The sequence below is a fragment of the Lysinibacillus sp. RS10 genome (genome assembly GCF_041956855.1).
Lineage (GTDB): Bacteria > Bacillota > Bacilli > Bacillales_A > Planococcaceae > Lysinibacillus > Lysinibacillus xylanilyticus_A.
The window spans coordinates 4342005-4365353 of sequence record NZ_CP167122.1 but is presented as its reverse complement, the minus strand read 5'-3'; the positions used below and the strand labels follow the sequence as shown (position 1 = coordinate 4365353).

Genomic DNA, 23349 nt, shown 5'->3' with positions numbered 1-23349 from the left:
TAATAGGAAGTTGTTCCAGAACACAAAGGTGTAATTGATTAAGGGGAGAAAGTGGGGATTTCATATGACAAAGGTAGAAGTATATCGTCCAAAAAATCACGTACGTTTTGTTACAGCATCGAGTCTTTTTGATGGGCATGATGCTTCAGTCAACATTATGCGACGAATTTTGCAATCGAGCGGAGTAGAGGTAATCCATTTAGGACATAATCGCTCGGTGGAAGAAGTGGTAAATGCTGCGATTCAAGAGGATGCTCAAGGTATTGCTGTGTCTTCTTATCAAGGTGGACATATGGAATACTTTAAATATATGTATGATTTACTGCGTGAAAAAGGAGCGCCACATATTAAAATTTATGGTGGCGGTGGTGGTGTTATTTTACCACGTGAAATTAAAGAGCTACATGCATATGGGATTGCAGGGATATTCTCGCCAGAGGATGGCCGTGTCTTAGGCTTACAAGGGATGATTAATGAAAAAATTAAAGGGACTGATTTCCCAACTGCAACGGGTAACTATCTAGAAAAGCTCGATGCTTTATCGACAGAATCACCAGAGATTTTAGCGAACTTAATAACTGCTGCAGAGTCAAATGATGATGGTGAAACGAAAAAGATGCTAGAAGAAGCTCGTAAACACTCAAAAGGGACACCGGTATTAGGTATTACAGGAACTGGTGGTGCGGGTAAATCTTCCTTAACAGATGAATTAATTCGTCGTTTCTTGAAAGAATTTCCGGATAAACGAGTGGCGATTCTTTCAGTCGATCCGACAAAGCAAAAAACAGGTGGGGCTTTACTTGGTGACCGAATTCGCATGAATGCGATTTTCAATAATCGAGTATATATGCGTAGTTTAGCAACCCGCGGATCTCGAACAGAGCTTACTGCTTCTATTGGAGACGTGCTAGATGTAGTGAAAGTAGTGGGCTATGATTTAATCATCGTAGAAACGAGCGGTATTGGTCAAGGTGATGCAGAAATTACAAAGTATACGGATTTATCCATGTACGTTATGACAAGTGAGTTTGGTGCGCCAACACAGCTTGAGAAAATTGACATGATTGATTTTGCGGATGTGATCGCCATCAATAAATTTGAACGTAAAGGCTCTGAGGATGCGCTACGCCAAGTGCAGAAGCAATACCAACGTTCGCGAGAGCTTTGGGATGAATCACTTGATAATATGCCTGTTTACGGTACGATCGCAAGTCAATTTAATGATAAAGGAACGAATGCTTTATTTGCAGCATTAGTAAATATCATTAATACGAATACAGGAAGTAATTGGGAAACTGGCTATGAGCAATTTGCGAAGACCCAAAAGCAGGATGTGATTATTCCAAACGATCGCCGTTATTATTTACGAGAAATTACAGATACTGTGCGTGGCTATCACAAAAAATCAGAGCAGCAAGTAGAATTTGCTCGCCGTCTATTCCAATTAGAGGGAGCTATTGCGGCGGTTAAGGAAAAAGCGCCAAATGATGCACTGATCGCCTCTCTTACTTCTTTAGCAGAAGGTGTCAGAGATGAATTAACGGCTGAGTCCAAGCGTATTTTAGATAATTGGCAAGCTTTAAAAGAAGCCTATGCTGGGGACGAATTTGTCACGAAGGTTCGTGATAAGGAAATTCGTACGATTTTAAAAACAACAAGCCTTTCTGGTACAAAAATCCCTAAAGTTGCCTTGCCGAAATTCGTAGATTACGGTGAAATTTTACGTTGGGTTTATAGAGAAAATGTACCTGGTGAATTCCCTTATACTGCGGGGGTATTCCAATTTAAACGTGAAGGGGAAGATCCGAAGCGACAATTTGCTGGTGAGGGTACACCTGAGCGTACAAATAAACGATTCCATTATTTATCGAAGGATGATGATGCAAAACGTTTATCCACAGCATTTGATTCGGTGACGCTATACGGAGAGGATCCAGATTACCGACCAGATATTTATGGGAAGGTTGGAGAATCGGGTGTATCTATCTGTACGCTAGAGGATATGAAAAAGCTTTATGCAGGCTTTGATTTATGTGCACCATCAACTTCAGTATCGATGACAATTAACGGTCCAGCACCGGTGATTTTGGCGATGTTCATGAATACGGCTATTGATCAGCAAGTGCAACTACGCGAAAAAGAACTTGGCCGCCCTTTGACAGTTGAAGAATTTACGGAGACACGAGAGAAAACATTACAGGTTGTACGTGGAACGGTGCAAGCAGATATTTTAAAAGAAGATCAAGGGCAAAATACTTGTATTTTCTCAACAGAGTTTGCGTTACGTATGATGGGAGATATTCAGCAATACTTTATCGACCATAAAGTTCGTAATTATTACTCAGTATCTATTTCTGGTTACCATATTGCCGAAGCTGGAGCCAACCCAATTTCACAGTTGGCCTTTACATTAGCAAATGGCTTTACGTATGTGGAATACTATTTAAGTCGAGGAATGAATATTGACGACTTTGCGCCAAATCTATCATTCTTCTTCTCTAACGGACTTGATCCTGAGTACACAGTTATTGGACGCGTAGCCCGCCGTATTTGGGCGGTTATAATGCGTGATAAGTACGGCGCCAATGAACGAGCACAAAAATTAAAATATCATATCCAAACATCTGGGCGTAGCTTGCATGCACAGGAAATTGATTTTAATGATATCCGCACAACGTTACAGGCATTAATGGCATTACAGGATAATTGTAATTCATTGCATACAAATGCATATGATGAGGCAATTACAACGCCTACAGAAGAATCTGTACGTCGTGCGATGGCAATTCAAATGATTATTACGAAGGAACATGGCTTAGCGAAAAACGAAAATCCATTACAAGGTGCGTTTATCGTAGAAGAGTTAACGGATCTTGTAGAAGAGGCGGTACTAGAAGAGTTTGATCGTATCAATGATCGTGGTGGCGTGCTAGGTGCAATGGAAACACAATATCAGCGCGGTAAGATTCAAGAAGAATCCATGTACTATGAAATGCTAAAACATTCAGGCGAGTTACCAATCATTGGTGTAAACACTTACTTAAATCCGAATCCACCTTCAGAAGATGAAATTGATAATATGGAGATTGCTCGAGCATCAACGGAAGAAAAAGAGACACAAATTCATAATTTACAGGCCTTCTGGAAGCAACATGAAAGTGAAGCGGAAGCGGCTATTGCTCGTTTACAACAAGTAGCTGTAAATAATGGCAATATTTTCGCGGAGCTTATGGAAACCGTAAAAGTAGCTAGCTTAGGGCAAATCACGAACGCTTTATATGAAGTAGGAGGACAATATCGTCGCAATATGTAAATTTTAAACGTGCATATCTTCTTACTGTATAACATTTATGCTATTTTATACAAAATGCTCTGTATTTTTAAGTGTCTAGTCTTAGGATTAGGCACTTTTTTTTATTTCCGTTATAATAGAAATGTAAAAAAAGGGGAGGCGCGGTAGAGAATGAAATCAGTTATTCACTACATCATTACTTTAGCTTTAATGTTAGGAGTTATTTTCCTTTATGATAAGCAAATTGGCGCTGTTCCGATATTATTATTATCTGTCTATTTGTTTTACTTTGGGATAAAAAAAATGTGTGATATAAAAAACAGTAATTGAAGCTAGCAATGAGGATAAAACTTTGTATATAATGGGTATTATGCTTATGATATGGAAAGTTACTTTTGTGCGGCCTTTTTTGCTGCGCTCCGAAAATAAAGCAATATGTAATTTTAAAACGTCCATTGTGATGAGGGAAAGGAAGTGCACGAATGAATTTTCGTGAAATGACAAAGGAACAATTAGCGGAAGAATCGTTAATTAACTTAGCTTATGCAATTTTAAATGAAAAACGTGCCTCAGTGTCTTTTAATGACTTATTAACAATACTTCAAGAGCTTACAGGCTATAGTGATGAAGAAATGAAAGCACGCCTACTACAATTTTATACAGATTTAAATGTAGAAGGTCGCTTCTTATTTAATCAGGAAGCTGGCTGGGGCTTACGTGAATGGTATAAAGTTGAACAAATTGAAGAAGAAACAGCTCCTTCTGTTAAAACACATAAGAAAAAATCTAAAGCTGCCCTTGAGGATGAAGATGATTTAGATGAAGATTTAGAAGAAGAAGAGATTGACTTTGATGAAGATTATGAAGAATTCGTTGAAGGCGAAGATCTTGATGAAGATGAAGATGATGATAAAGAAGATATTGACTTTGAGGATGAAGAAGATTTAGAGGACATCGATGAGGAAATAGACGAAGACTTCATCGATGAAGATGAAGATGAAGAAGAACTTGAAGAAGAGGATAAAAACTAACTTATTTCAGCCAATACCCGCTGAAATAAAGGAACTTAGTCTAAGAATGCCACGTCCTGTGGCAACGACTGAGTGACCAACATCGTGTTGGCCCGAAGTCTCCGGTAGTTCTTAGGGGATGTTAGCCTAAAACCATCGCATCCATGCGATAACGGCTAACTGACCTGCATCGGTAAAAACGCCACATCCTGTGACATTACCGAAATGACCGACATCGTGTCGGCCCTCGTGCAGGCCTAAGCACAAAGCCGATTCCGGACAAGGCATAATTGATGATCATTACTCTTTGAATTTTCTTTCTTGTAACCTTGTAGTAAAAAATCTTGACTTCTATCGCGGTTACGTTTAATCTTTTACTTGGGCTCCTTAATTAAAGGAGAAAGACCGTGTATGTAATACGCTCCCCCTGCAAACCTATGCAGGAGGAGCGTTTTTTTATTGTTTTTAACTTTATTCAGTTGACTCTCCCAAGCTTATTGCAACAGAAATGAATATAAATGTTCCAAATCATTCATGATGTATAGTAATTGGTGTCTGAATAAATGTTGAAGCTTCTAAAAGGAAAGTAGAAAAGAGATAGAAACGATTACAGCTTCGAATCGACTACATTTTGTAGGCATTCTCGGCTTTTCTTATTTTAGGGATAAGAAATTTTTAGCCTATCGAGACATTTGCATCGTTGTGCGGTTAGCGTAGGACGTGAATGCACTTTTCTTACTAACAATTTCTAGAACAACATAAGGAGGAATTTTTTCATGACGAAGTATATTTTTGTAACAGGTGGGGTTGTGTCATCACTTGGAAAAGGGATTGTAGCAGCATCTCTAGGTCGTTTATTAAAAAATCGTGGATTAGAAGTAACGATTCAAAAATTTGACCCATATATCAATATTGACCCAGGTACAATGAGCCCTTATCAACATGGTGAGGTTTTCGTAACAGATGACGGCGCAGAAGCTGACTTAGACTTAGGTCACTACGAACGTTTCATTGATATTAACCTAGGAAAACATTCTACTGTAACTTCAGGCCGTGTTTATCAGTCTGTATTACAAAAAGAACGCCGTGGTGATTACAACGGTGGAACAGTACAAGTAATTCCTCACATTACTAATGAAATCAAAGATCGTATTCAACGAGCTGGTCGCGAAACAAATGCAGACGTTGTCATTACAGAAGTAGGCGGAACAGTAGGAGATATTGAGTCACTACCATTCCTTGAAGCAATTCGCCAAATGAAAACAAATTTAGGCCATAACAATGTGATGTATGTTCATTGTACGCTTATTCCTTATATTAAAGCTGCAGGTGAGCTAAAAACAAAGCCAACTCAGCATTCTGTAAAAGAATTACGTTCTTTAGGTATTCAACCAAATATTATCGTTGTGCGTACAGAGCAAGAAGTGCCTCAGGATATGAAAGAAAAATTAGCTTTATTCTGTGATGTTCAACCACACGAAATTATTGAATCTCGCGATGCAGAACATTTATATGAAGTACCATTAAATCTTCATGCACAAGATATCGATGATATTGTTCTTGACCATTTTGGTATTGAAGCACCAGAGGCGGATATGGATGAGTGGCGTGAGCTTGTAGCAAAAGTGAAGAGCTTACCAAATAAACGAAAAGTAGCATTAGTAGGTAAATATGTAGAACTACAAGATGCTTACATTTCTGTTGTAGAGGCATTAAAACATGCAGGCTATGCATTTAATTCTGATATTGAAATTGACTGGATTAATGCAGAACATGTAGATGCTGACAATGTTGCTGCTCTATTAAAAGGGGCAGACGCAATTTTAGTTCCTGGTGGCTTTGGTGATCGTGGAGTTGAAGGTAAAATTTTAGCGACACAATATGCTCGTGAAAATGATGTACCATTCTTAGGTATTTGCCTAGGTATGCAACTTGCGACAATAGAATTTGCTCGCAATGTACTTGGCTTAAAAGGTGCTCATTCTACAGAACTTGATGCAAAAACAGAATATCCTATTATTGACTTTTTACCAGACCAAAATGATAGTGTAGATATTGGTGGTACATTACGTTTAGGTTTATATCCATGTAAGTTAAAAGATGGCTCAAAGGCAGGCAAAGCATATGGTAAAGAGCTTGTTTATGAACGCCACCGCCATCGTTATGAATTTAACAATGAATATCGTGAAGCAATGGAAGCTGCAGGTCTTGTCTTCTCAGGTACAAGCCCTGATGGTAAATTAGTGGAAATTATCGAGTTACCAGAAAAGAATTTCTTCGTAGCATGCCAATTCCACCCTGAACTTGTATCACGTCCAAATCGTCCACAGCCATTGTTCCGTGATTTTATCGGAGCAACATTTAAATAATAAAAAAGAGTTGTCTCGCGCTGAGACAACTCTTTTTTTAGATGCTTTATAGCTCTTCGTCATCCAGACCAAGCATTTCATCATAAGAGATTTTTACGGCTTCATAAACAAAAAGGGCAGCAATAGCATGTGGCACAACTATGCGCTCTCCTAAATCGTTCGGTAATAAACCACCTCGTATGCGTGCAGAAATATACGTATACGCTAAATCTGCTAGTGGGTTTTCAGAATCTGCAGCTTCGCTAGCAACTGCTGCAAATGGAATAAAATTGTTACTGAGCTGTTGCGCTAAAGCTAATGCCTCTTCATCATGTGCACTTCTTGTAAAAATACATACACGATCAGCTTCCGTTATTACTGTATCCTTTGTCCACGGCACTAGCTTGGTAAAACGTTCAACTGCTTGACATGCATTTAACTCGACAACTTGCATCTCACCGAAGCATGCGAAATAGACATTTCCTTCGCCTATACCTGCTTGAGCAAGTAATCTTGCCGTTTCTTCAATAGCTTCCTCTTCATTTTGTGTTATTCTTTGAAATAACCCACTTAGTTGTGTTGTTAGTATTTTTGACATGGTCCCACCTCAATCAATATTATATGTTTGGGAAGAACATAAAGCAAAAGTAGTTAATTTATAATACTAGAAGGTATTAAGAAATTGAAGGAGAATAATACATAATATAGGAAGTTTTTTTGCAAGAATAATAACTAAAAAGGGCGGAATGAAATGTGAAACGAGTACTAATTGTCGATGATCAACCTGGAATTCGTTTGCTTTTAAATGAAGTGGTGAAAAAGGAAGGTTATAGTACATATTTAGCTGCAAATGGTATTGAGGCACTGCGATATGCAGAAGAGGGAATGGATTGTGTTCTATTAGATATGAAAATTCCAGGGATGGATGGCATTGAAATTTTAAAGCGCTTAAAAGAGAAGTGGCCACAACTCCCGGTATTTATGATGACTGCATATGGTGAACTAGATGTTGTGCAGGAAGCATTAGATTTAGGAGCAATTCGATATTTTACTAAGCCTTTTGATATTTTTGAAGTGCGTGATGAGGTTAATAAAACATTACAAGTTTAGTGAACAGGCAGTGGTCCACACCGCCTGTTTTTCATGGTTGTTATACGTATAGTAGAATTTTTTTATCGTTTCATTTGCACTTTGTTTCCAAAATATATGGCTCAATACTATAACGTCGCTTCGCTTTCGTGCAGAAAACAAAACGCTGTCGCTTCGCTTTTGCGTAACCTTCGTTGCGTTGCACTGCACTACGGTTGACACTGCCGCTTCGCTTTCGTGCAGAAAACAAAACGCTGTCGCTTCGCTTTCGTGCAGAAAACAAAACGCTATCACTTCGCTTTCGCGTAACCTTCGTTACGTTGCACTACACTACGGTTGACACTGCCGCTACGTTGCACTTCGCTTTCGTGTAGAAAATAACAGCCCCTGCTTTTCAGGGGCTGTTATTTTTGCTATGATTAAATAGCATATTTATGTAGAAAGAATAGTCCTATGAGGAGGATTTTTAGTATGGCATTAGTATCTATGAAAGAGATGTTAATTAAAGCAAAGGCAGAAGGTTATGCGGTGGGTCAGTTCAACATCAACAACCTTGAGTGGACTCAGGCAATTTTACAAGCAGCTGAAGAAGAAAAATCTCCAGTGATTCTAGGCGTTTCTGAAGGTGCCGGTAAATATATGGGCGGATTTATTTCTGTTGTACACATGGTCAAAGGTTTAATTGAATCTTATGGCATTACAGTACCAGTGGCTATTCATCTTGATCATGGTTCAAGCTTTGAAAAATGTAAAGAAGCGATTGATGCAGGTTTCACATCAGTTATGATTGATGCATCTCATCATCCATTCGAAGAAAACATTGCAATTACATCAAAAGTGGTTGAATACGCTCATTCTAAGGGTGTTTCTGTGGAAGCTGAGCTTGGCACAGTTGGTGGTGACGAGGATGGCGTAATCGGTGGTATTATGTACGCTGATCCAGAAGAATGCCGTAAAATGGTTGAGTTAACAGCTATCGATTGCTTAGCACCAGCACTTGGCTCTGTACACGGTCCTTACAAAGGAGAACCAAACTTAGGCTTTAAAGAAATGGAAGAAATCTCAAACTTAGCAGACCTTCCATTAGTATTACATGGCGGTACTGGTATCCCAACAAAAGATATCCAACGCTCAATTTCATTAGGTACAGCAAAAATTAACGTTAATACTGAAAATCAAATTGCTGCGACAAAAGTAATCCGCGAAATTCTTGATAATGATAAAGTTGTTTATGATCCTCGTAAATTCCTTGCACCAGCTCGTGAAGCGATTAAAGCAACAGTAATGGGGAAAATTCGCGAATTTGGCAGTGCACAAAAAGCATAATTTTTGCATTTAATAAGTTAAAAAAGCATAGATGAATACACATAATAAGAGAAGCGTTGATGCCGTTATCGACCTTCTCTTGTTTTTGAAATAAAAAAATTAGGCAAATATTCAATTATAAGGCTCAGCATCAAATGTTGGGGTTAGAGGATGACATTTTTTTACAACGCATTCCATGTAAATAAGTCGGAACGGAAATCAACCCACGTTATAGTGATGAGCAAAATAGTGATCAGGAGGGAATATAATGAAATTTTTCATTGATACAGCAAACTTTGAAGAGATTAAAGAAGCACACGCGTGGGGTATTTTATCAGGAGTTACAACAAACCCATCATTAGTTGCAAAAGAAGAGAATGTTTCTTTCCATGATCGACTTCGTGAAATTTCAGAGCTTGTAGACGGCTCAGTAAGTGGGGAAGTAATTGCACTTGATGCAGAAGGTATGATTAAAGAAGGCTTAGAATTGGCTGCTATTGCTCCGAATATTACAGTTAAATTACCAATGACTCCAGCTGGCTTAGAGGCGTGTCGTTTCTTTGCAGACAAAGGTATTAAAACGAACGTAACATTAATTTTTAGTGCAAACCAAGCATTAATGGCTGCTCGTGCAGGTGCAACATATGTATCACCATTTATCGGTCGTTTAGATGATATGGGTCAAAATGGTGTAGAGCTAATCGAAACAATTGCAGATATTTTCACAATTCATAATATCGATACGCAAATTATCGCTGCTTCTATTCGTCATCCACAGCATGTAACAGCGGCAGCACTTGCTGGTGCACATATTGCAACTACTCCTTTTAAAGTATTAAAGCAACTTTTCCACCATCCATTAACGGAAAAAGGGATTGAAGGATTTTTAGCGGATTGGAATAAGAGAAAAGGCGAATAATAAGATTATAAAGTGAGCCGTTAGCAATAAAATTACTTTCCAATCATGAGGGAGAACGCAAAATGGATGTTTATAAAATTACAGGCGAAAATCGTCTACAAGGTACAATTAAAGTTAGTGGTGCAAAAAATAGTGCAGTCGCCTTAATTCCTGCATCAATTTTGGCGAACTCTCCAGTGACAATTGGAGGGCTACCAGAAATTTCTGATGCATGGACATTAAAGGCTTTATTAGAGGAAATCGGTGGAGAAGTTTCATTTGAGGATGGCACAATGACAATTGATCCAACGGACATGATCGCGTTGCCATTACCAAACGGCAATGTGAAAAAGCTTCGTGCCTCCTATTACTTAATGGGCGCTATGCTTGGTCGCTTTAAAAAAGCTGTGATTGGTTTACCTGGAGGCTGCTTTTTAGGGCCGCGTCCCATTGATCAACATATAAAAGGCTTTGAGGCATTAGGTGCAAAAATCACGAATGAACATGGAGCAATTTATTTACGTGCGGATGAATTAATTGGCGCAAAAATATATTTAGACGTTGCCAGTGTTGGAGCAACCATTAATATTATGCTAGCCGCTGTTCTTGCAAAAGGACGTACAGTTATTGAAAATGCAGCGAAAGAACCAGAAATTATTGATGTGGCCACTCTTCTCACTAACATGGGTGCTAATATAAAAGGCGCAGGTACGAGTGTTATTCGTATCGAAGGTGTTGAGGAGCTTCATGGTACGGAGCATACAATTATCCCAGATCGCATTGAAGCTGCTACGTTTATGATTATGGCTGCCGCTATAGGTGAAGGTGTTACAATTGATAATGTTATTCCATTGCACTTAGAGGCAGTTATTGCGAAGCTTCGTGAAATGGGTGTGAAGATTGACATCGGTGAAGAAAGTATTTTTGTGCCAAAAACGGATCTCGACACATTGCATGCAGTTGATGTTAAAACATTAGTGTATCCAGGGTTCCCAACGGATATTCAGCAGCCACTAGCTGTCTTAATGTCTCAAGCATTTGGTTCCTCAAAGGTAACAGATACAATCTATACAGCTCGATTTAAGCATATTGATGAACTTCGTCGTATGAATGCCAATGCACGTGTTGAAGGAAATACAGCTATTATTACAGGGCCTAGTAAATTACAGGGCTCAACTGTAACAGCTACAGATCTTCGTGCTGGTGCCGCATTAGTATTAGCAGGCCTTTTAGCTGAAGGCGAAACAGAAATTCATGATATCTATCATATTGAGCGCGGCTATAGCTCACTTATTGAGAAATTACGTGATTTAGGCGCTAATATTCGACGTGAAACAATAATGGCACGCGTAGCAGAGACGCAGGAATAATGAGAGCTAAAAGTTTTGAACTAACTATGTTACAATAGAGGTAATTTGAATGTTTCGGCGAAGAAGTATGCCGATAACGGGAGGCAAATAGAACAATGGAACGTAGTTTATCGATGGAAGTAGTCCGAGTAACAGAAGCAGCAGCAATCGCATCCGGGAAATGGATGGGGCGCGGTTTAAAAATTGAGGCAGATGATGCAGCAACGACAGCGATGCGCGCAATGTTCGATACAATTCCAATGCATGCTACAGTAGTGATTGGTGAAGGTGAAATGGATGAAGCACCAATGCTTTATATTGGTGAAGAGCTGGGCTTGCGTAATGGAGGTCCTCAAGTAGATATCGCAGTTGACCCATTAGAAGGTACAAATATTGTGGCGAAGGGTACAAATGGTGCAATGACAGTTCTTGCCATTGCAGATAAGGGTAATCTGTTAAATGCACCTGATATGTACATGGAGAAAATTGCAGTAGGACCGGAAGCGGCTGGTAAGGTCGATATTAATGCTTCTGTTACTTATAATTTACTACAGGTAGCAAAAGCTAAAAATAAAGATATTTCAGACGTGGTAGCTACTCTTTTAGATCGACCACGCCACCAAGCAATTGTTGATGAAATCAGAGAAGCTGGGGCGCGCATTAAATTTATTCAAGACGGCGATGTTGGAGCAGCTATTAATACAGCTTTTGATGAAACCGGCATTGATATTATGTTTGGTACAGGTGGTGCACCAGAGGGTGTAATTTCAGCTGTTGCCTTAAAATGTTTAGGTGGAGACTTCCAAGCGAAACTATTGCCAGAAGATGAAGAACAGTTAGAACGCTGCAAAAAAATGGGTGTAGACGTAGAAAAAGTTCTTCATTTAGATGACCTAGTTAAAGGTGACGATGCTATTTTTGCAGCGACAGCTGTAACAGATTGCGAGTTATTAAAAGGCGTTCAGTATAAAGGGGCTTATGCTTTAACACATTCTGTTGTTATGCGAGCTAAATCTGGAACTGTCCGTTTTGTAGAAGGTCGTCACGCTCTTGATAAAAAACCTAGCTATAAATAAAATTTTCTTCTAAAATATACCTAGTGCATCTTTTGCGCTAGGTACCTTCTTCTAAATTTAAACCATCCCATAGTTTATAAGGTTTGGCATTTTGATTGGTGTACTTGTGATAAAAGAGAAAGTGTACAGGTGCAAAAATCAACTTTAGAACTGAGCCTTTCGTAAAAAAAAACTTCTATGATAATCCCAAAAATTGCATTATATTTTGAAAAAGACTGGAGTTGTGCATATGTCTGCATTGACAATCGCTCAATTAGAAAACATGACGTTAAAAGAGCTTTACGCCCTTGCACGCCAATATAAAATTTCATATTATAGCAAGTTAACGAAAAAAGAATTAATATTTGCTATTTTGAAAACGCGTTCAGAGCAAGAGGGCTATTTCTTTATGGAAGGTGTACTAGAAATTGTTTCGCAAGAGGGCTTCGGCTTCCTTCGACCAATTAACTACTCTCCAAGTAAAGAGGATATTTATATTTCTGCTTCTCAGATTCGTCGCTTTGATCTACGAAATGGGGACAAGGTATCTGGTAAGGTGCGTCCACCTAAAGAAAATGAACGCTATTATGGACTACTACAAGTGGATGCTGTTAACGGTGAAGACCCAGAAGTGGCAAAGGAACGTGTGCATTTTCCTGCATTAACGCCTTTATATCCTGACAGACAAATTAAGCTTGAAACAACTCAACGTAATTTATCGACTCGTATTATGGATTTAGTGGCACCTGTAGGCTTTGGGCAACGTGGATTGATTGTTGCACCACCAAAGGCAGGGAAGACTTCATTATTAAAAGAAATCGCGAATTCTATTACTACAAATTATCCTGATGCAGAGTTAATTGTCTTACTTATTGACGAACGCCCTGAGGAAGTAACTGATATTGAACGTTCTGTGAATGCAGATGTAGTGAGCTCGACTTTCGACGAGGTTCCAGAAAATCATGTGAAAGTTGCAGAAATTGTGTTAGAACGTGCACGCCGTTTAGTTGAGCATAAGCGTGATGTTATTATTTTAATGGACTCTATTACACGTTTAGCACGCGCTTACAACTTAGTTATTCCTCCGAGCGGTCGTACGCTTTCAGGTGGTATTGATCCTGCTGCATTCCATAGACCAAAACGATTCTTCGGATCTGCACGTAATATTGAAGAAGGCGGTAGCTTAACAATTTTAGCGACAGCTTTAGTGGATACAGGATCTCGTATGGATGAGGTCATTTATGAAGAATTTAAAGGAACAGGTAATTTAGAACTTCATCTTGATCGCCAATTAGCGGAGCGTCGTATTTTCCCTGCGCTTGATATCCGTCGTTCAGGTACACGTAAGGAAGAGCTTCTGCTTGCGCCTGAGCAACTTGAAAAGCTATGGGCAATTCGTAAAACATTCTCGGACGCACCTGATTTTGCGGAGCGCTTCATGAAAAAATTACGTACAACAAAATCAAATGAAGAGTTCTTTGAAAAGCTTAATGAAGATATGAAAAAAGCTACTAAAGGTAAAGGGCTTCTATAAAACATGAATCACCATTGACTAGATCATAGTCGGTGGTGATTTTTTTGCATTAAAAAGGGCATAGCGTTACATAAAAACTGAGATTGTTCCGATAAAACGAAATAATGTTCCGATAAATGCTGAGATTGTTCCGATAAAATGAGGTAATGTTCCGACAAATGCTGAAATTGTTCCGATAAAACGAAAGAAGGCAGAGAATAAGCTTCGACAATGCTCTATAGGCTCGCTTTGACTATTTAATAACATTGAAATTGATAATCATTATCATTATAGATATAATAATACCATATTATTCTATTTTTAAGGAGACAGAAATGAATTATGATGCCTATATGCTTCTGTGGCAAAATGCATATATCCAGTTGAAGCAGATTGATTATGTCAGTAATACCAATGTACGAACGACAAAGGTTGTAAAAAATAGTGCATTCCTTGTCATGACAGCAGGAGATGCAGAAATTGTCATAAATGAGCAACCTTATCATGTGCAACGCTTTAGTATTTTTCATATTGGAAAGTCTCAATCTCTCCATATTACCGCAGAAAAAAGCATTAGCTACTTCCTCATTTTCTATAAAGGGGATGTCATGTACAAAGATGCTTTTATGCAACATTTACAGATGCAATATCAGCCGTTCCAAACAACTTTCTCCTGTGTACCGGCAAATCCAATTGCTATTCATACAGTTCTGCAAAATATGTACCACAAATGGCAGTCAGGCTCTATTCAAGGGCATTTATCAGTGAAAGCATCTTTTTATGAGCTCGTCTATCGTGTTTTTCAAGAACTAGCTGAAGGACAAGGGAAGCCACATGACATGGATAAGGCAGAAGTAGCGAGACTATACATAGAACAACACATTCATGAGCCTTTATCTATACAGCTACTTGCCGATTTACTTAACATTAGTACACGTCATTTATTACGTATTTTTAAGGCTCGTTTTGAAGTAGGTCCACAAATTTATTTACAGCAACTGAGAATAGAAAAGGCAAAGCAATATTTAGTAGCAAATCAATATGGCATAAAAGAAATAGCTATTTCACTTGGTTTTGAAGATGAATATTATTTTAGTCGGGCTTTTAAAAAGGCAACAAATATGGCCCCAAGTAATTTTAGGCTGAAATATGCATCTTACTTGTCCGAAATTGCTATTACAAATGAGAATCATTTTCAATACAATGAGAATCAGCTCGCGCAAGCAAAACGATTTGAGAATGGAGAAAATGTGATCATGATGAAAAAAATGATTCAGCATATAAAGATGCCTTTTTTGCTAAGTTTGTTAGTTTTACTGACAGCATGTAGTGAAGGCACTAACGAAATAACGACTAACAAAGATACGGTAGCTAATTCATCAGAGACAAGAACTGTTACAGATGATAGTGGGCGAGAGGTAGAGATTCCAATAAAAGCGGAGAGAATCGTGACAGATTGGTATCTTGGTCAGATTTTAGCATTGGATGTTGTTCCAGTAGGAGGCGTGACAGCTAATTTAGACTATGCAGCCTTTTTAAAGCAGTACTACAAAGATGGAGAAATTACGAACATCGGAACTGATGGTAACGTGTCGTTAGAGAAGATTTTAGAGTTAAAACCAGACTTAATCATTACATGGAATAAAGAAGATGTAGAAAAATATGAAAAAATAGCACCGACGATCGTATTTTCTGAAAGTGCCCATAAATCAGCGACTGATGAGATTAAGGCAATGGGTGAATATTTAGGTAGACAGGAAGAAGCAAGTGCATTTGTTAAAGACTTTGAGAATCGCGTAGCTCAAGCACAAGAAAAAATAAATAATGCTATCCCAGAAAAAAGCACTTTTACGATTTTTGATGTATTTGAAAAGAATGCAACGGTTGTTGGGAATTCAAGTGTGTCAGGAGGTAGAGCGCTCTATCAAATTCTTGGTATGAAGCCTCAAGAAAAGGTGCAAGAGCTCTTTGATACAAAAGAAGACTCTGGTGGGCGTTATGATGTTTCCTATGAAGTAGTAGGAGACTATGTTGGGGACTACGTTTTTCTTATTAATTTCTTTAATAAAGAAGGGAAATTCCCTTCAACTTGGACAAATCTAGATGTTGTAAAAAATAATAAAACAATCAATTTAGAACCAGAATATTATTTTGCCTCTGATCCGCTTTCTGGATTACATCAAGCAGAAGATATGGCTGACAAAATAGTAGAGTTCACGAAGGCTCAGAAAAATTAACGACAAAAATGTGAGTTACCTGTGTATGATCAGGTAGCTTATTTACTAAAACACAATGAATGATATTGATAATAGGAGGCTTCCTCAATGTTATTACAGCGTTTTTTTTCATATTACAAACCCTATAAAGGATTATTTATGTTGGATTTTTCCTGTGCCATACTAGCAGCCCTTATCGAACTAGCATTTCCCATCGTTTTAAATAAGGTGATTGATGATATTCTTCCAAACGGTGAACTGAAGTGGATTATTATGGCGAGTTTATTGCTACTAATGCTATACATCGTCAATTCCATTTTTGATTTTATCGTTTCGTATTGGGGACATATGCTTGGCATTAATATTGAGACGGATATGAGAAGGGAAGCATTTAGTCACGTTCAAAAGCTCTCGTTTCGTTATTTCGATAACAACAAAACAGGGCATCTAGTTTCCCGATTAACAAACGATTTGATGGATATTGGCGAGCTTGCACATCATGGTCCTGAAGATATGTTTATTGCCGCCATGACAATTGTAGGTACATTCGGTGTTATGTTCTACATTGATCCAACCTTTACAATACTAATTTTCCTACTAGTACCAATCATCTTAATGTTAACGATTATTTTTGGAAAGTTAATGTCCAAAGCATTCCGTCAAATGTTTGGGGATATTGCGGATTTTAATGCACGAGTTGAAAACAATGTGAGTGGTATTCGTGTTGTCCAAGCTTTTACGAATGAAGAACATGAGATTAAACGTTTTAAAGTAAACAATGAAAGATTTCGAATGACAAAGCTCTTTTCTTATAAAGTAATGGCTTGGAATGAAGCAATTTCGGGTATTCTCACAAAAGTTTTAACATTATTTACACTATTTGTTGGGGCATATTTCGTTTTAAAGGGTCATTTAACAAATGGTGAATTCATCGCATTTATTTTATTATCAGGTATTCTCTTAAACCCTATCAATAAAATTAATATGTTTATTGAAAGTTATCCGAAAGGAATGGCAGGGTTTAGAAGATACATTGAATTTCTTGAAACAGCACCTGAAATTGCAGATCGTCCAGAGGTAAAAGCTATCGATGAAATTGACGGGGAAATTACATTTAATGATGTATCGTTTGGTTACGCTGAAAATAATCGTGCCTTACATCATATTAATTTAAAAGTATGCCCTGGTGAAACAGTTGCACTAGTGGGTCCATCAGGTGCAGGGAAATCTACCATCTGTAGTTTATTACCACGTTTTTATGAAGTAAATGAAGGTTCAATTAAAATTGATGGCATGGATATACGAGATTTTAAGCTGCAATCTTTACGTTCACATATAGGGATTGTGCAACAGGATGTCTTTTTATTTGATGGCACAATTCGAGAAAACATTGCTTATGGTGATTTAAACGCAAGTGAGGAAGATATTTGGTATGCTGCACAGCGAGCGCAGCTTACAGATGTCATTAAAGCTCTTCCAGAGGGAATGGATACATTAATCGGCGAACGTGGTGTGAAATTATCAGGCGGGCAGAAGCAAAGATTATCGATCGCACGTATCTTCTTGAAAAATCCTAAAATATTGATTTTGGATGAGGCAACATCCGCATTGGATACAGAAACCGAGCAGGCAATTCAGCAAGCTTTAAACGAGCTTGCGGTAGGACGCACAACAGTAGTGATTGCACACCGTTTAGCAACGATAAAGGATGCCGATCGAATTGTCGTTGTGTCGAAAAAAGGCATTATTGAAGAAGGTACGCATCAACAATTAATGGATAGAAAAAATGCTTATTACGGTTTGTACACAGCGCAATTCGGCTTACAAATCTAAGGAGTAAATTGACATAAAAAAGAAAGGAAGTTTTATATGTCTGTACTTGAGATAGATCGTGTGGCAATTGGTTACTCCTCGACGCTCATTGTAAATGATTTAAGTGTAGAAATTCCAAAAGGACAAATCTCAACGATTATTGGTCCAAACGGCTGTGGCAAATCTACCTTATTAAAGGCCGTTGCACGTGTACTACGAATACAAAATGGAACAGTTTATTTAGATGGAAAAGCAATTCATCAGTTGAAGACAAAAGAAATCGCGAAAAGAATGGCTATTTTACCTCAAACAGCAACTGCACCAGGAGGATTAACAGTTTTTGAACTAGTATCCTATGGGCGTTTTCCGCATCAAGTAGGGTTCGGTACATTGCGAAAGGAAGACTATGAATATATTCATTGGGCAATTGATGTTACAGGACTTAGAGAGTTTAGTGACCGTCCAATTGAGGCACTATCAGGTGGTCAACGTCAAAGAGTATGGATTGCCATGGCTTTAGCTCAGGGGACAGATATTCTAGTCCTTGATGAACCTACTACTTATTTAGATTTAGCGCACCAGTTAGATATTTTATTACTGTTACAAAAGCTAAATAAAGAGCAAGGACGAACAATTGTGATGGTATTACACGATTTGAACCACGCATCTCGTTTCTCTCACTTTATGATGGCTATGAGAGATGGACAATTAATCGTGAATGGTCAGCCAAATGAAGTGATGACAAATGAAAATTTACAAAAGGTTTTCAATATTGATGCAGAGATGGCCATCTGCCCATATAGTAAAAATCCAATTTGCTTATCTTACCAACTGTACGACATGAAAGAATAACGTTTTGTAGAAAAATGAAATTGTAAGTAATAAGGAGGAACTATATGACTACGTCGACAGGAGTAGGAGGGCTCAGAGATTTAGATGAACTACAGAAACGATCTCATCCAGTCCGTGGTGTAGTAGCTTTAATCGTTGGGGTAATAGGGTTGATACTTTCGATCGGTTTTTCCATTTCACTTGGTGCGGCAGATATTTCATTAAGGACTGTATGGACAGCTATTATTCATTTTTCACCAGATTTAACAACGCATCAAATCATACATGATATTCGATTACCACGAGTGCTAGGTGCAGCATTAGTAGGTGCATGCTTTGCAGTCGCAGGTGCGATTATGCAAGGCATGACACGCAATCCATTAGCCGATTCAGGATTATTAGGATTAAATTCTGGAGCCGCATTTATGCTAGCAATATGCTTTGCATTTTTTCCAGATTTATCGTATATGTATATGATTTTATGGTCATTTGTTGGAGCAGGTCTAGGTGTAGCGATTGTTTATGGAGTAGGGTCGCTGTCAAAAGGTGGTCTAACACCAATGCGACTAGTATTGGCGGGGGCTGCTGTAAGTGCGCTATTAGGAGCGTTAGGGGAAGGGGTTGCCCTTTACTATCGTATTGGACAGGACTTAGCATTTTGGTATGCAGGTGGCGTTTCAGGTACAAAATGGTATCATCTTCAAATATTATCACCATGGATCCTTGCGGCAATGATTGGTGCTCTTATTTTATCACGTTCAATTACATTACTAAGCTTAGGAGAAGAAATTGCCATAGGACTAGGTCAACGTACGAATGTAGTGAAAATAGGGGGGATTATAATTGTTTTAGTTTTAGCAGGGGCGGCTGTATCAGTTGTAGGAGCAGTCGGGTTTGTCGGGTTAATCGTTCCACATTTAACGAGATACATAGTTGGACATGATTATCGTTGGATCATTTCCTGTTCATTCATATATGGAGCATTACTTGTGGTGTTGGCTGACCTTGTTGCACGGATGATTAACCCACCTTATGAAACACCCATTGGTGCGTTAATTGCCTTTATCGGAGTTCCGTTCTTCCTATATTTAGCCCGTAAAGGAGGAAAAGAACTGTGAGCAATAGCTTCTTAACACCAACTCAACAAAAATCCAAAAAGAAAAATTACCTAATTCTAGGTACGCTAGCTTTACTTATAGTCATCACCTTTGTCATTAGTATGAATACAGGAGTTATAAAGCTGACACCAATAGAGGTTTTACGAACGATTTTTGGTCAGGGGGATGCTCAACAGCAACTTATTTTATTTGAATTTCGACTACCTCGTATTGTTCTCGCTGTGTTAGTGGGAATGGGATTAGCGATTTCAGGGGCTATTTTACAAGGTATTTCTAAAAATGCTCTAGCTGACCCAGGCATTTTAGGAATTAATGCTGGAGCTGGACTTGCAGTTATGCTGTATATTTCATTTTTTCCATCTACTAAAGCAGCACCTGTCTACTTACTGCCAGTGTTAGCATTTGTAGGATCAGGAATAACCGCTATATTAATTTATACGCTTGCTTATCGTCGTCATGAAGGAATTACACCAATGCGCTTAATATTAACAGGGATTGCTGTGGCAGCGGGCATTAGCTCAGCGATGATTGTCCTGACACTGCGTTTATCACCTGAAAATTACCAATTCGTTGCAACGTGGTTAGCGGGGAGTATTTGGGGATCAAATTGGAAATTTGTAGTATCCTTATTGCCCTGGTTATTAATTTTACTGCCATTTGTGTATTCAAAGTCACGCGTATTAAATGTTTTAAATTTAGGAGAAATAACAGCAGTCGGATTAGGAGCTTCCATTGAAAGAGAACGACGTTGGCTTCTAGCAGCATCTGTAGGACTAGCTGGAGCAAGTGTGTCAGTTAGTGGTGGTATAGGATTTGTTGGACTAATTGCACCACATTTGGCACGGCAGCTCGTTGGAGCAAAGCATCAGTTTTTACTGCCAACAACAGCACTTTTAGGAGGCTTATTAGTGTTAATGGCTGATACAATTGGTCGTTCTATTTTCGAGCCATCAGAAATTCCAGCAGGGATTGTTGTAGCTATTTTAGGAGCACCATATTTCTTATATTTACTAGCACGATTAAAGGAATAAAAGGGAGTATTTTTTAATTTTTAATTGAGAATGAATATTATTATCAAGGGTGAGTGAATAATGAAAAAACGAACTATATTTTTAATGATATTAGTAATTATGCTTGTCGGATGTAGTAGCAATGATGAGAACGCTAAGGATCATAAAGTAAACAGTACTACTAAAGAGGAAACAGAAGCTACGACAAAAAAGATATCCACTATTAATGGAGAAATTGAAATTCCTACAAAAGTTGAGCGACTTGTAGTGGATGCTTATTTGCCAACTTCATTACTATTAGGGGTAAAGCCAGTAGGTGCGACACAACAAGATTTAGAAAATGTCCACATTCAAGATCAAATTGATGATATAGAAAATACGGGGGAAAGTGCAATTGAATCTATTTTAGCGTTGAAGCCAGATTTAATTATTACAGCTCAAGCGGATGCAGAATCGTATGAAAAGTTATCAAAAATAGCGCCAACGGTTGTTTTGCCGTATGAAACCTACCGTAGTGTGGAAGAAGAAGTAAGAGGGATTGCTGAAATATTAGGAAAACAAGCAGAAGGAGAAGCTTGGCTGAAAATGTTTGCAGAGAAAGTATCAGAAAATCGTGAAAAGCTAGCAGAAGTTTTAGATCCAAATGAAACATTTTCTATCTTTGGGGCATACAGCAAAGATTTTTATTTATACGGTGATGGTATTTATCGCGGTGGGCAGGCTATTTATAAGCAATTGCAACTAAAAGCACCCCAAAATATTCAAAAGGAGTTAATTGAAACAGGGGAAACGTTCAAGCAAGTTTCTTATGAAGTACTGCCTGAATATGCGGGAGACTATATTTTCTTAGATGAATCCAATGGTGCTGAGTTAAACAGAGAAGATTCTCTGTGGAAGTCGATGGATGCAGTAAAAAATAACAATGTATTTTATTTAGATGCTAAAAGATTTTGGCCGTTTGACCCGATTGCTGTACTTGCACAAGTAGAAGAAGTGACAAATATGTTGTTAGAAAAGAAAAAGAATGAAAAATAAATGATCGTATATGAACAAAGATGAAATGAGGAATTTCGAATATGACATTAGAAATGTATGATGTAACGATTATTGGTGGAGGACCTGCAGGACTTTATACGGCCTTTTATAGTGGGATGCGCGATTTAAAGACAAAAATTATAGAATATAGCGCTCAGCTTGGTGGTCGCATGTTAATTTATCCAGAAAAAATGATTTGGGATGTTGGCGGTGTAACACCTATTTTAGGTGGTCAACTAATTGAACAGCTTATTCAACAAGCCAAAACATTTGATCCAACTATTGTCTTAAGTCAAAAGGTTGAGAAATTAGAAAAGCAGAGCGATGGTACATTTATTTTAACGTCCTCAACAGGAGAGAAGCATTATTCAAAAACGGTCATCTTAGCAGTCGGATACGGTGTGCTTTCTATGCAAAAGCTAGAAATAGAAGGTGCGGATCGCTATGAAGTTACAAACTTACATTACACAGTGCAAGAGTTAGAGATTTTCCGTAATAAACACGTTCTAATTTCTGGGGGTGGTAATTCTGCAGTTGATTGGGCAAATGAGCTAGAGCCAATTGCAGCTAGTGTGACAATTGTTCATCGTCGTCATGACTTTGGTGGTCACGAAAAAAATGTATTAAAAATGTGTGAATCCTCTGTATGTGTAAAAACTCCTTATGAAGTGGAGCAACTACATGGTGACGGTAAATTGATACAATCTGTTTCAATAATAAATAAAGAAACAGCAGAAAGTGAGCGTGTGCATGTAGATGCGGTTATCGTAAATCATGGATTAAAATGTGATTACGGGGCACTTGAAAAATGGGGATTACAACTACAAGATGGTGTGGCGATCGTCAATGAAAAACGAGAAACAAATATAGAAGGTGTATATGGAGCGGGAGATTTCATTGATCATCCGAGTAAGGTACGATTAATAGCTGGTGCATTTACGGATGGTATTTTAGCATTGAATAGTGCAAAACTTTACATAGAGCCAGATGCACCGAAAGTAGCGTACGTGTCCTCCCACAACATTCGATTCAAAGAAAGAAATAAAAAAATTGGATTAGTGGATCATGACTATCGTGAGGTGCGTGGTTAACTAGTACTAAAAGGGAATTATAAATATTTTCTCTTGAAATAAACAAAATAACTATGCTATACTTCAAAAGTATGCAACGTGTACATATGTAGCTGACATATTCGAGCTATGTAAGGTACAGTTCGATATTACTCTGTTCCAGATGGTTCAGGGCGAGAGGAGAAAACGAATATGAAACAAGGAATTCACCCAGACTACAAAGTAGCAACAGTAACTTGCTCTTGTGGTAACACTTTCCAAACTGGTTCAGTAAAAGAAAACATCGTTGTCGAGTTCTGCAACGATTGTCACCCATTCTATACTGGCCGTCAAAAATTCGCGTCTAATGATGGTCGCGTGGATCGTTTCAACAAAAAATACGGTCTTAAAAACTAATG

21 protein-coding genes are annotated in these 23349 nt (G+C 38.3%); 18 read left to right on the top strand and 3 right to left on the bottom strand.

The window, feature by feature from the left end; translation table 11 throughout:
* The first annotated feature begins 64 nt into the window (after positions 1–64).
* The 4 genes from icmF to ACB089_RS21930 all read left to right on the top strand — a co-directional run bounded on the left by icmF (position 65) and on the right by ACB089_RS21930 (position 6671).
* Positions 65–3313: a fused isobutyryl-CoA mutase/GTPase IcmF gene (gene icmF, locus ACB089_RS21945; RefSeq protein WP_374963921.1), complete on the top strand. Its 3249-nt coding sequence runs from the start codon at positions 65–67 to the stop codon at positions 3311–3313.
* 150 nt (positions 3314–3463) lie between these two features.
* Entirely contained in the window at positions 3464–3622 is a 159-nt protein-coding gene (locus ACB089_RS21940; protein WP_374963920.1) for a hypothetical protein, read from the top strand.
* A gap of 152 nt (positions 3623–3774) precedes the next feature.
* Positions 3775–4323: a DNA-directed RNA polymerase subunit delta gene (gene rpoE, locus ACB089_RS21935; protein WP_374963919.1), complete on the top strand. Its 549-nt coding sequence runs from the start codon at positions 3775–3777 to the stop codon at positions 4321–4323.
* Between the two features lie 755 nt (positions 4324–5078).
* Positions 5079–6671 (top strand): CTP synthase, encoded by a 1593-nt coding sequence (locus ACB089_RS21930; RefSeq protein WP_374963918.1) that lies wholly within the window; start codon positions 5079–5081, stop codon positions 6669–6671.
* A gap of 46 nt (positions 6672–6717) precedes the next feature.
* Here ACB089_RS21930 and ACB089_RS21925 read toward each other — a convergent pair whose 3' ends face one another.
* Complete coding sequence (locus tag ACB089_RS21925; protein ID WP_374963917.1) at positions 6718–7248, bottom strand: DUF2529 family protein; 531 nt, start codon at positions 7246–7248, stop codon at positions 6718–6720.
* A 155-nt stretch (positions 7249–7403) separates the two neighbouring features.
* Here ACB089_RS21925 and ACB089_RS21920 point away from each other — a divergent pair, with 155 nt between their 5' ends.
* Positions 7404–7760, top strand: coding sequence for a response regulator (locus tag ACB089_RS21920; RefSeq protein ID WP_368636151.1), 357 nt, complete (start codon positions 7404–7406; stop codon positions 7758–7760).
* Between the two features lie 70 nt (positions 7761–7830).
* Here the strand turns inward: ACB089_RS21920 and ACB089_RS21915 are convergent, their stop codons facing one another.
* Positions 7831–8022 (bottom strand): hypothetical protein, encoded by a 192-nt coding sequence (locus ACB089_RS21915; RefSeq protein ID WP_374963916.1) that lies wholly within the window; start codon positions 8020–8022, stop codon positions 7831–7833.
* Positions 8023–8210: 188 nt separating this feature from the next.
* Between ACB089_RS21915 and ACB089_RS21910 the strand changes: the two genes are divergently transcribed.
* From ACB089_RS21910 to rho, 5 genes are all read left to right on the top strand, one after another.
* A complete protein-coding gene (locus tag ACB089_RS21910) occupies positions 8211–9065 on the top strand; it encodes a class II fructose-bisphosphate aldolase (RefSeq protein ID WP_374963915.1) in 855 nt (284 codons plus the stop codon).
* A gap of 247 nt (positions 9066–9312) precedes the next feature.
* Positions 9313–9963, top strand: a complete 651-nt coding sequence (gene fsa, locus ACB089_RS21905) for a fructose-6-phosphate aldolase (protein WP_374963914.1) — start codon at positions 9313–9315, stop codon at positions 9961–9963.
* A 62-nt stretch (positions 9964–10025) separates the two neighbouring features.
* Positions 10026–11312, top strand: coding sequence for a UDP-N-acetylglucosamine 1-carboxyvinyltransferase (locus tag ACB089_RS21900; protein WP_374963913.1), 1287 nt, complete (start codon positions 10026–10028; stop codon positions 11310–11312).
* Between the two features lie 95 nt (positions 11313–11407).
* Entirely contained in the window at positions 11408–12367 is a 960-nt protein-coding gene (glpX, locus tag ACB089_RS21895) for a class II fructose-bisphosphatase (protein ID WP_374963912.1), read from the top strand.
* Between the two features lie 229 nt (positions 12368–12596).
* Complete coding sequence (rho, locus tag ACB089_RS21890) at positions 12597–13880, top strand: transcription termination factor Rho (protein ID WP_368636156.1); 1284 nt, start codon at positions 12597–12599, stop codon at positions 13878–13880.
* Between the two features lie 66 nt (positions 13881–13946).
* On the opposite strand, the gene ACB089_RS21885 is transcribed toward rho, so the two are convergent.
* Positions 13947–14126 (bottom strand): hypothetical protein, encoded by a 180-nt coding sequence (locus ACB089_RS21885; protein ID WP_374963911.1) that lies wholly within the window; start codon positions 14124–14126, stop codon positions 13947–13949.
* Positions 14127–14194: 68 nt separating this feature from the next.
* On the opposite strand from ACB089_RS21885, the gene ACB089_RS21880 reads away from it, so the two are divergent.
* The 8 genes from ACB089_RS21880 to rpmE all read left to right on the top strand — a co-directional run bounded on the left by ACB089_RS21880 (position 14195) and on the right by rpmE (position 23347).
* Positions 14195–16096, top strand: coding sequence for an AraC family transcriptional regulator (locus ACB089_RS21880; RefSeq protein ID WP_374963910.1), 1902 nt, complete (start codon positions 14195–14197; stop codon positions 16094–16096).
* 87 nt (positions 16097–16183) lie between these two features.
* Positions 16184–17908, top strand: a complete 1725-nt coding sequence (locus tag ACB089_RS21875; RefSeq protein WP_374963909.1) for an ABC transporter ATP-binding protein — start codon at positions 16184–16186, stop codon at positions 17906–17908.
* A 36-nt stretch (positions 17909–17944) separates the two neighbouring features.
* Positions 17945–18739, top strand: a complete 795-nt coding sequence (locus ACB089_RS21870; protein ID WP_374963908.1) for an ABC transporter ATP-binding protein — start codon at positions 17945–17947, stop codon at positions 18737–18739.
* A 44-nt stretch (positions 18740–18783) separates the two neighbouring features.
* Complete coding sequence (locus ACB089_RS21865; RefSeq protein WP_374963907.1) at positions 18784–19836, top strand: FecCD family ABC transporter permease; 1053 nt, start codon at positions 18784–18786, stop codon at positions 19834–19836.
* On the top strand, positions 19833–20867 hold the full coding sequence (locus tag ACB089_RS21860) for a FecCD family ABC transporter permease (RefSeq protein WP_374963906.1): 1035 nt from the start codon (positions 19833–19835) through the stop codon (positions 20865–20867). The genes ACB089_RS21865 and ACB089_RS21860 overlap by 4 nt, the downstream gene beginning before the upstream one ends.
* Before the next feature lie 60 nt (positions 20868–20927).
* Positions 20928–21881 (top strand): ABC transporter substrate-binding protein, encoded by a 954-nt coding sequence (locus tag ACB089_RS21855; protein ID WP_374963905.1) that lies wholly within the window; start codon positions 20928–20930, stop codon positions 21879–21881.
* 41 nt (positions 21882–21922) lie between these two features.
* Complete coding sequence (locus ACB089_RS21850; protein ID WP_374963904.1) at positions 21923–22972, top strand: NAD(P)/FAD-dependent oxidoreductase; 1050 nt, start codon at positions 21923–21925, stop codon at positions 22970–22972.
* A 171-nt stretch (positions 22973–23143) separates the two neighbouring features.
* Positions 23144–23347 carry a 50S ribosomal protein L31 gene (gene rpmE, locus ACB089_RS21845; protein WP_374963903.1) on the top strand — a complete coding sequence of 68 codons (204 nt, stop codon included), beginning with the start codon at positions 23144–23146 and terminating at the stop codon, positions 23345–23347.
* The last annotated feature ends 2 nt before the right edge of the window (positions 23348–23349 follow it).